Raw genomic sequence first — 8,920 nt, forward strand, 5'->3', positions numbered from 1 at the left:
GATGCAGCACGCCGGGCTGTGCATCGACGACATCCCCGCCCTGAAGCGCGACCCGGCGCGTTACCTCGGCTTCGTCGAGGTCCACATCGAACAAGGCCCGGTGCTGGCCGAATGTGACCTGCCGCTGGGCGTGGTCACGTCGATCAACGGCAGCGTGCGCTTCGTCGGCGAAGTCACCGGCATGGCCAGCCACGCCGGCACGACGCCGATGGACCGCCGCCGCGACGCCGCGCTGGCGGTGGCCGAGCTGGCGCTGTTCGTCGAGCGGCGGGCGGCGTCGGTGCCGCAGGTGGTCGGCACGGTCGGCATCCTCGAAGTGCCGAACGGCTCGATCAACGTCGTGCCCGGCCGCTGTCGCTTCAGCCTTGACATTCGCGCCACGACCGACGCGGCGCGGGACGCCTGCCTGCACGACGTGCGCACCGAGCTGGCGGCGATCTGCCAGCGGCGCGGCGTGTCGGTGGCGCTCGACGAGACGATGCGCGCCTCGGCCGCGCCGAGCGATCCAGCGTGGCAGACGCGCTGGGAACGGGCCGTCGCGGCGACCGGCCTGCCCGTGCATCGCCTGCCCAGCGGCGCCGGCCACGACGCGATGAAGCTGCACGAGGTCATGCCGCAAGCCATGCTCTTCGTGCGCGGCCTGAACAGCGGCATCAGCCACAACCCGCTCGAATCCACCACCAACGACGACATGGAGCTGTCGGTGTGCGCTTTCGCCGACCTGCTCGAACAATTGAACACGGAGCACTCCGCATGACCACCGCCCCCGACCGCGATCTCGACCGTTTCACGCAGCTCGACGCCTGGATCGACGCCCATTTCGACGACGAGGTGCGCTTCCTGCAAGCCCTGGTGCAGGTGCCCACCGACACGCCCCCCGGCAACAACGCCCCGCACGCCGAACGCACCGCCGAGCTGCTGGCCGGCCTCGGCTTCGATGCGGAAAAGCACGCCGTGCCCGAGCAGGAAGTGCGCGACTGCGGCCTGGAGTCGATCACCAACCTGATCGTGCGCCGCCCCTACGACGCGGGCGGCCCGGTCATCGCGCTGAACGCCCACGGCGACGTGGTCCCGCCCGGCGAAGGCTGGACCCGCGATCCCTACGGCGGCGAGATCGTGGACGGCAAGCTCTACGGCCGCGCCTCCGCCGTGAGCAAGTGCGATTTCGCGACCTTCACCTTCGCCACCCGCGCCATCGAGGCCCTGCGGGCGCAAGGGCAGGTCGCGCTGAAGGGCGGGGTCGAGCTGCACTTCACCTACGACGAGGAATTCGGCGGCGAACTCGGCCCCGGCTGGTTGCTGAAACACGGTCTGACGACACCCGATTACACGATCGCCGCCGGCTTCAGCTACCAGATCGTCACGGCGCACAACGGCTGCCTGCAGATGGAGGTCACCGTCCACGGCGTGATGGCGCACGCGGCGATCCCCGAGAGCGGCGTCGATGCGCTGCAAGGCGCGGTGGCGATCCTGAACGCGCTGTACGCCGAGAACGCCCGCTACAAGGCGACGATCCGCTCGAACGTGCCGGGCATCAGCTACCCGTACATCAACGTCGGCTTGATCCAGGGCGGCACCAACACCAACGTCATCCCCGGCAAGGTGGTCCTCAAGCTCGACCGCCGCATGATCCCGGAGGAGAACTCCGCTGAAGTCGAGGCCGACATCCGCCGCGTCATCACCGAGGCTGCGGCGAGCCGGCCGGGCGTGTCGGTGGACATCCGCCGCCTGCTGATGGCCCATGCGCTGCAACCGCTGCCGGGCAACCAGCCGCTGGTGGACGCGCTGTCACGCCACGGCGAGGCGGTGTTCGGCGAGCCGATTCCGGTGTCGGGCACGCCGCTCTACACCGACGTGCGGCTGTACTGCGAGCGCGGCATTCCGGCGGTGATCTACGGCGCCGGGCCGCGCACGGTGCGCGAATCGAACGCCAAGCGGGCGGATGAACACCTCGTGCTGGCGGATCTGCGCCGGGCGACGAAGGTGGTGGGACGGACCTTGCTGGAGATGCTGGGGCAGGGCGCCTGAGCGTCAAGCGCAAACGGCGCGACCCTGGTGCGGCGCGGCGAGGGCTTCGGCCAGCGCGTTCAGTCCCAGCAGCTCGCCGCCGGCCTGCTGGCGGGCAGACCGGCGCAGGCGCTCCAGTGCGTCGGTGTCGGTCCACCGGGCGATGTGGATGAGGGCGGTCACGTAGCGCCGCGTGTGGTGCGCCCGCCGACCACAGGCCCGCGCCGGTAGTGCATCACGGCCGGCCTGGCGCTGGCCCTGGGATTGCGGGATGGACGAACGTGTGCAGGTGGGGGTAGGCATGGCTGGATTGTGGCGAAAAAGCCACTGGTCGATCCCGTACCGAAGTCGTGCTCCGCAGAGGGTGCGGCAGTTTTTTCACTGTGGGGCGGCGGGACAAAACTTCATCCTTGCTGAAGCTGGCGCGTGAAAGCGGGTGCAAACGCCTCTGGCCCAAGGTCAAGAGGCGGCATTGTTTTCATAATTCAGCCGCTCATGCCATCCCATCACGCTTTTCCTGCCTTTCCGACCCCGCTGGCGCCGGGTGCCTGTCTGGGTCCATACCAGCTCACGGCGCACCTCGGCGATGACCTGGACGGCTTCGACTACTCCGCCGAGGAGCGCCACAGCGGCCGCCTGGTGACGATCCGCGAGGGCTGCCCGGTCGGGCTGGTGCAGCGGATCGGGACCGAGGTACAGCCCCTGCCGGGCGCCGAGGCCGATTTCCGCGACTGGCTGGCGCGCTGGACCCGCCTGACCGGCCACTGGGAGCAAGCGGGCCGCTCTGCCGATCTGGCCCGGCTGGCGCAGTCGGCCTTGGTCCGCATCGAGGCGCGCGGCGCGGCCAACGGCACGGCCTGGGTCTGTCTCGCTCCCACGACCGGTCGCACGCTGCGCCAGGTGGCGGAAGACGGCCCCGGCTGGCCGGATCGGGCCACCGTGGACGCGGGCCTGCACGCCTGCTGCAGCGCCGTCGAGTCGCTGCACCGCCTGGGCGAGCTGCACGGCAACCTGACGCCGGAGCGGGTGCGGGTGCTCGACGGTGGTGCGTGGTGCATTCCGTTGCCGGACACCGACCCGAGCCGCCAGCCGCTGTCGCCCTGGCTGGCGCTGGAACAGACCGACGCGGGCCGCGCCGCCGGGCTGACCCCAGGCCCGTGGACCGATGTGCATGGCATCGCCGCGCTCGCCCACTGGCTGCTCACCGGTGCGGCCCCGCCCAGCCTTGCACGGCGTCAGGCCGATGCACCGGGCTGCTGGGCCGAGCTGGACCGGGTCGAGTCCGATCCGCTGCGCCGGCGCGCACTGCGCAGTGCGCTCGCCCCCAAGCCGACCGACCGCCTCGGCAGCGTGGCTGCGCTGCGCATGGCGCTGGGCTGGTCCGAGCACCATGTGCCTGTCGTCGCCCCACCCAAGCCACCCGCTGCGCCGCTGCCATCGCCGCCACCCCCGCCACCCGCCCAGCGCAATCGCACCGGGCTGATGACGCTGGCGGGACTGCTGGTGTCGCTGTCGGCGGTGTTCGCGGTGCTGTGGATCAACCGCGAGCCGGCACCCCCCGATGCCCCCGTGGTGGTCCAGGCTGCGCCGGTCGAGCCTGTGACAGCGGCGCCGGTGGTGGTGGTCAAGGTGGTACCGGTGCCACGTCCGCCGGACCCGGTCGCCATGCCAGACCCCGTCCGCGCCGCCGAAGCCCCCAAACCGCTGCGCCCGCCGCCCGCCCCGGCGAGCCGCGCCCCGGTCCACGAACCCCCTGCCGTGCAGACCGCCACTGCGGGCAAGAAAAAAACCTCGGATGCCTGCATCGACTGGCTGCGCCGCCGCTCGCTGGAGTCGGTCGGCACCGACCGCGAGCGCAACCCCGCCTGCGAATGACCGTGATCCCGCGCCCACCGACCTGACCCAGGAGCCGCCGCCATGCCCTCTCGCCACCTCGTGCGTTTCGCCTTCCTCGCGCTGCTGGCACTGGCCGGCTGCAGCACGCCGCCGCCGCCCACCCTCACCGCGGAGCTGCCGCTCGCGCAGGCCGTGGGCATGGCCACCGACGAAGCGGTGCGCCGCATGGAGGACGGGCGCGGGCTGGTGCGGCTGCTCAACCGCTCGGTGCCGCTCTACGTGGCGCCGGTGCTCGACGCCACCAGCCGCCAGCAGACGGCCACGACCGTGCGGGTGCGCGAACTGATCGCCGTCCACCTCAAGAGCCAGCACCGCGGGCTGGAGCTGGTGCCCTTCACGGCCGCGGCGGCGGCGGTCAGCGAGGTGCGCCTGGACACGACGCTCACCGCGGCCCTGCTGCCCGATGGTCGCCGCGCCACCGACCGGCTGCAGCTCGACCTGCGCTTCGTCAGCCTGAAGGATGGCCGCACGCTGGCGCGCAGTGCCGCCGCGGTGGCCGATGCGGGGCTGGATGCCACGCCGGTCGCCTTCTACCGCGAGAGTCCGTTCACGATGCTGCCGCAGGCGACCGACGCCGTGACCGCGGCAGGGTCCGCGGGTTCCGCGCCGCTGTCCGAGCGGGAACGCACCGTGCCCATCGCCAGGCTCGACGAGGCGGGGCTGGCCTACAGCGCCGGCCGCTACGAGCGGGCGCTGACGCTGTACCGCTCGGCGGAGACCTTGCCCGGCGCCGATGCGATGCAGGCGCTGGTCGGCACCTACCTCGCCTCGGTGCGCTCGGGCCGCGAGGAGGATGCGCGGGAAGCCTTCGCCCGCATCGTCACGCTGGGCCTGAAATCCCGCGCCATGGGCGTGAAGCTGCTGTTCGCCCCCGGCAAGACCGAGTACATCGCCGACGTGGCCATCAGCAAGCCCTATCCCGACTGGGTGCGCGAGATCGCGCGGCAGGCGGCGGAGGTGCCGTCCTGCCTGCAGGTGGTGGGCCACTCCAGCCGCACCGGGGCGCAGGACTACAACCTCGCGCTGTCCGCCCAGCGCGCCGGAGCGGTGCGCGACCAGCTCGAAGCCGCGAACCCGGCGCTGGCCCGCCGCATCGAGACCGCGGGCGTCGGCTGGCGCGAGAACCTCGTGGGCATCGGCAGCGACGACCTGAAGGATGCCGTGGACCGGCGGGTCGAGTTCAAGGTGGTGGACTGTCGCTGACCCCGACGCCGACACCGAGCCAGCGGTCGATCCATAGCCCGAGCGCCGCGCCCACGCACTGCGCCGCCACGAACCCCGGCACGCTCGCCGGGGCGATGCCGGCGAAGGTGTCGCTCCACATCCGCCCGAACGCGGCGGCCGGGTTGGCGAACGAGGTCGAGGCGGTGAACCAGTAGGCGGCGCCGATGTAGGCGGCCACCAGCGACGACGCCTTGCCCGGCCCGGCGCGCAGGATGACCAGCAGCAGCCCCGCCGTGGCGACCGCCTCCGCCAGCCACTGGCCTGGGCCGCTGCGGACGTGGGTGGACCACTGCAGCAGCGGCAGCCCGAACATGCCGTGTACCAGCCACGCACCCGCGACCGCGCCGAGCAGTTGCGCCAGCACGCACGGCAGCAGCCGCGACACCGGCAACGCGCCGCGCCAGGCCATCGCGGCGCTGACGGCGGGGTTGAAGTGCGCGCCGCTGAGGGGGCCGAACACCTCGATCAGCACGTACAGCCCGCCGACCGTCGCCGCCGTGTTGGCCAGCAGCGCCACGGCGGTGTTGCCCCCGGCGAGCCGCTCGGCCATGACGCCGGAGCCGATGACGGTGGCCAGCAGCAGCGCCGTGCCCAGCAGTTCGGCGGCGAGGTGGCGTGAAAGGGGGATGGTCCGTTGACTTGCCACTGCCTCAGCTCCGCCCGATCTCGGCCAGCGCCGCCTGCAGCGCGGCGCGGTCCATCGTCTCCAGCGGCAGGGCCAGCAACTGCAGCATCCGGTAGCCGATCGCCTGGCGCGTCAGCTCGAAGGCGCGCGCCTTGCCCGCATCCCCCCCTTCGGCGTTCGACGGGTCCGGGTAGCCCCAGTGGACCTTCACCGGCTGGGCACCGTGCGGGCCGGCGAAGAACACCGGGCAGCTCTCCGCCGCCGCCGAGTCGCACACGGTGATGGCGATGGACAGCGGGGGCGCGTCCGGCTGGGTGAAGGCGTCCCAGGACTTGCTGTGGTAGCCGGTGGTGTCGATGCCGGCGGCGTCCAGCGCCTGCAGGGCGAAGGGGTTGAGCCGGCCGCTGGGTGCGCTGCCGGCGCTGTGGGCCTGGACATCGCGGCCGAGTCGCGCGGCGAGGTGGTTGAGCATGCCCTCGCTCAGCACGCTGCGGGCCGAGTTGTGGGTGCAGAGGATCAGGACGTGGGTGGTCATGGGGGATTCAGCGGCAGGCGCTGTCGCAAACGGGTGGGATGGGCATGGCGCAGGTGGTGGTGCCTTCGCAGCAGTGCGCGGTGAGGTAGGCGAGCAGTGCGTTCATCTGGGACAGGGCGGCGCGGTAGATGAGATTGCGCCCGTCGCGTTCCTGGCTGACGAGGCCGGCGTGCATCAGCTCTTTCAGGTGGAACGACAGCGTGGAGGCTGGCACGTCGAGCAATGCGCCCAGCGCACCGGGGGTCATGCCGTCCGGGGTGGCGCCGACGAGCGCGCGGAACACCCGCAGCCGCATCGGTTGGGCCAGCGCGGCGAGGGCAGAAATGGCGGTGGATTCTTCCATTGTCTGATGATAATGGAAATATAAAAACAACACAACACAACACAGCACCTCAGCCACTACCCAGCCACTGTCAACAAACTGTCACAGGGCAGTGTGACCATCGCCACAAAGTGTGAAAACAATGTGAACAGTGTGAAAAGAGAGAGTGCAAGACCATGGGACGCATCCTGATCGTCGAGGACGAGCCGGCCATCGCCGAGCTGATCGCGCTGAACCTGCGCTACGAGGGCCACGACGTGCGGGTGGCGGGTAACGCGGATGCCGCGGTGCGGCAGGTCACGGAACAACTGCCCGAGCTGGTCATCCTGGACTGGATGCTGCCGGGCGAATCGGGGGTGTCGCTGGCGCGGCGCTGGCGGGGCGACGCCCGCACCCGCGAGCTGCCCATCATCATGCTCACGGCCCGCTCGGAGGAGCGCGACCTGATCCAGGGGCTAGACGCGGGCGCGGACGACTACCTGACCAAGCCGTTCGCCACCGGCGAGCTGCTGGCGCGCATCCGGGCGGTGCTGCGCCGCAAGCTGCCGGAGGCGCTGGACACGCCGGTCGAGGCAGGCCCGATCCGGCTTGATCCGGCCACGCGCCGCGTCTGGCACGGCCACGAGGAAGTCGCCCTCGGCCCGACCGAGTTCCGGCTCCTGCGCTTTCTGATGGCGCACCCGGAACGGGTCCACAGCCGCAGCCAGTTGCTCGACCGCGTGTGGGGCGACCACGTCTTCATCGAGGAGCGCACGGTCGATGTCCACATCAAGCGGCTGCGCGCGGCGCTGGCGCCGGTGGGCTGCAGCGAGCTGATCGAGACGGTGCGGGGCGCGGGCTACCGGCTGGCGCGGCCCCATCCGAATGCTGCCGCACAGGCTGCTGCGTGAGCTGGGCGGTCGGGCTGAGCGTGGTCTGGGCGCTGGGGGCCTCGGCGCTGGCGGGGGTGCTGTGGGGGCGGATGCGGCGGCTGCTGCGCTGGACGGCCAGCGGCCTGGGCGAGACCGAGGCGCCGGTGTTGCCGGGAACGGCGGGCGAGATCGGCTGGCGTGTCGATCGGGCGGTGCGGGCGGCCCAGGGGCGCTGCGCCGAGCAGGCCGGGCGGCTGGAGAGCTTTCTCTCGGCCATCGACGCCTCGCCCAACGGCATCTTGCTGCTTGACGCGCAAGACCAGTTGCAGTGGATCAACCGCACCGCTGCCGCCCACTTCGGACTCGACATGCAGCGCGACCGGGCGCAGCGCGTCACCCACCTCGTGCGCGCACCCGCATTTGTCGGGTACTTGCAGTCGGGGCGCTTCGACGACGGCGTGGTCTTTCCCAGTCCGAGGGGTGACGCGACGCTGTCCGTGACGGCATGGCCTTACGGCGACGCGATGCGGCTGGTCCTGTCCGAGGACATCACGGCCCGCGAGCGCAGCGACCACATGCGCCGGGACTTCGTCGCCAATGTCTCGCACGAGATCCGCAGCCCGCTGACCGTGCTGGCCGGCTTCATCGAGACGCTGGCCGACCTGCCACTCACCGGGTCCGAGCGCCAGCGCGTGCTCCTGCTGATGCGCCAGCAGACCGACCGCATGCGCAACCTCGTCACCGACCTGCTGGCACTGGCGCAGATCGAGGGCGCGCCCCGTCCGCTGTCGGACACCTGGACCGATGTGGGCGAGCTGCTGGCGCAACTCGACATCAGCGCCCGCGCCACCGACCGCGACCAGCACCACCTCGTGCTGCAGATGGGCGATCCGGCGCAGATCGGCGGCACCGAGTCGGAGCTGTTCAGCGCCTTCTGGAACCTGGTGAGCAATGCGCTGCGCTACACGCCCGCCGGTGGCAGCGTCACCGCGCAATGGAGCGTGCGCCCCGACGGCGCCGGCGAGTTCCGTGTTACCGACACCGGACCCGGCATTGCGCGCGAGCACATCCCCCGGCTGACCGAGCGGTTCTACCGCGTGGACAGCAGCCGCTCGCGCGAGACCGGTGGCACGGGACTCGGTCTGGCCATCGTCAAGCATGTGGTGCAGCGGCACGGTGGCGAGCTGCTCATCGACAGCGTGCCGGACAAGGGGTCGGTGTTCCGGGTGCTGCTGCCGGCGTTTCGGGTTCGGGCGCGTCTCCGGTAACCTGCACGCCTCTGCACCGACCAGGATCCCCTCCCGATGACCACCTCTCTCCACACCGACGCCCTCGACCAGGTCTTTCTCCAGGCCCACACCGCCAACGCCTTCACTGCCGAGCCAGTGGCCGATGCGACGCTGCACGCGCTCTACGACCTGTGCAAGTTCGGCCCGACCTCGATGAACTGCCAGCCGCTG

Annotated in this window: 10 protein-coding genes; 6 read left to right on the forward strand and 4 right to left on the reverse strand. The window is 71.3% G+C overall.

Annotated features, from left to right (window positions below):
* Nucleotides 1-757, forward strand: a 757-nt coding sequence (locus QZW52_RS17325) for a M20/M25/M40 family metallo-hydrolase (RefSeq protein ID WP_294000993.1), incomplete at its 5' end; no start/stop codon positions are given.
* The gene (locus tag QZW52_RS17330) at nucleotides 754-2,028 is read left to right on the forward strand and encodes a M20/M25/M40 family metallo-hydrolase (protein ID WP_294000994.1); all 1,275 of its coding nucleotides are present in this window, start codon (nucleotides 754-756) and stop codon (nucleotides 2,026-2,028) included. The genes QZW52_RS17325 and QZW52_RS17330, both read left to right, overlap by 4 nt.
* 3 nt (nucleotides 2,029-2,031) lie before the next feature.
* On the opposite strand, the gene QZW52_RS17335 is transcribed toward QZW52_RS17330, so the two are convergent.
* A complete protein-coding gene (locus tag QZW52_RS17335; protein ID WP_294000995.1) occupies nucleotides 2,032-2,310 on the reverse strand; it encodes a hypothetical protein in 279 nt (92 codons plus the stop codon).
* Between the two features lie 192 nt (nucleotides 2,311-2,502).
* Here QZW52_RS17335 and QZW52_RS17340 point away from each other — a divergent pair, with 192 nt between their 5' ends.
* Nucleotides 2,503-3,882: a serine/threonine-protein kinase gene (locus tag QZW52_RS17340; RefSeq protein ID WP_294000996.1), complete on the forward strand. Its 1,380-nt coding sequence runs from the start codon at nucleotides 2,503-2,505 to the stop codon at nucleotides 3,880-3,882.
* Nucleotides 3,883-3,924: 42 nt separating this feature from the next.
* Entirely contained in the window at nucleotides 3,925-5,106 is a 1,182-nt protein-coding gene (locus QZW52_RS17345) for an OmpA family protein (RefSeq protein ID WP_294000997.1), read from the forward strand.
* Here the strand turns inward: QZW52_RS17345 and QZW52_RS17350 are convergent.
* The 3 genes from QZW52_RS17350 to QZW52_RS17360 are packed head-to-tail and all read right to left on the reverse strand — an operon-like array spanning nucleotide 5,084 to nucleotide 6,630.
* Nucleotides 5,084-5,773 (reverse strand): aquaporin, encoded by a 690-nt coding sequence (locus QZW52_RS17350; RefSeq protein ID WP_294000998.1) that lies wholly within the window; start codon nucleotides 5,771-5,773, stop codon nucleotides 5,084-5,086. The genes QZW52_RS17345 and QZW52_RS17350 overlap by 23 nt on opposite strands.
* Before the next feature lie 4 nt (nucleotides 5,774-5,777).
* On the reverse strand, nucleotides 5,778-6,287 hold the full coding sequence (locus tag QZW52_RS17355) for an arsenate reductase ArsC (protein ID WP_294000999.1): 510 nt from the start codon (nucleotides 6,285-6,287) through the stop codon (nucleotides 5,778-5,780).
* A gap of 7 nt (nucleotides 6,288-6,294) precedes the next feature.
* Entirely contained in the window at nucleotides 6,295-6,630 is a 336-nt protein-coding gene (locus QZW52_RS17360) for an ArsR/SmtB family transcription factor (RefSeq protein WP_294001001.1), read from the reverse strand.
* A 155-nt stretch (nucleotides 6,631-6,785) separates the two neighbouring features.
* Here QZW52_RS17360 and phoB point away from each other — a divergent pair, with 155 nt between their 5' ends.
* On the forward strand, nucleotides 6,786-7,499 hold the full coding sequence (gene phoB, locus QZW52_RS17365; protein ID WP_294001003.1) for a phosphate regulon transcriptional regulator PhoB: 714 nt from the start codon (nucleotides 6,786-6,788) through the stop codon (nucleotides 7,497-7,499).
* A complete protein-coding gene (gene phoR, locus QZW52_RS17370; RefSeq protein WP_294001005.1) occupies nucleotides 7,496-8,728 on the forward strand; it encodes a phosphate regulon sensor histidine kinase PhoR in 1,233 nt (410 codons plus the stop codon). The genes phoB and phoR overlap by 4 nt, the downstream gene beginning before the upstream one ends.
* Nucleotides 8,729-8,920 lie beyond the last annotated feature (192 nt).

This window comes from Sphaerotilus sp., assembly GCF_013299175.1.
In the GTDB taxonomy this organism is placed as follows: Bacteria; Pseudomonadota; Gammaproteobacteria; order Burkholderiales; family Burkholderiaceae_C; genus Sphaerotilus.

What these genes read in the sequence shown, in the direction of transcription:
- QZW52_RS17330 (WP_294000994.1), top strand. Translation starts at nt 754, where the DNA reads ATGACCACCGCCCCCGACCGCGATCTCGACCGTTTCACGCAGCTCGAC.
- QZW52_RS17335 (WP_294000995.1), bottom strand. Translation starts at nt 2,310, where the DNA reads ATGCCTACCCCCACCTGCACACGTTCGTCCATCCCGCAATCCCAGGGC.
- QZW52_RS17340 (WP_294000996.1), top strand. Translation starts at nt 2,503, where the DNA reads ATGCCATCCCATCACGCTTTTCCTGCCTTTCCGACCCCGCTGGCGCCG.
- QZW52_RS17345 (WP_294000997.1), top strand. Translation starts at nt 3,925, where the DNA reads ATGCCCTCTCGCCACCTCGTGCGTTTCGCCTTCCTCGCGCTGCTGGCA.
- QZW52_RS17355 (WP_294000999.1), bottom strand. Translation starts at nt 6,287, where the DNA reads ATGACCACCCACGTCCTGATCCTCTGCACCCACAACTCGGCCCGCAGC.
- QZW52_RS17360 (WP_294001001.1), bottom strand. Translation starts at nt 6,630, where the DNA reads ATGGAAGAATCCACCGCCATTTCTGCCCTCGCCGCGCTGGCCCAACCG.
- phoB (WP_294001003.1), top strand. Translation starts at nt 6,786, where the DNA reads ATGGGACGCATCCTGATCGTCGAGGACGAGCCGGCCATCGCCGAGCTG.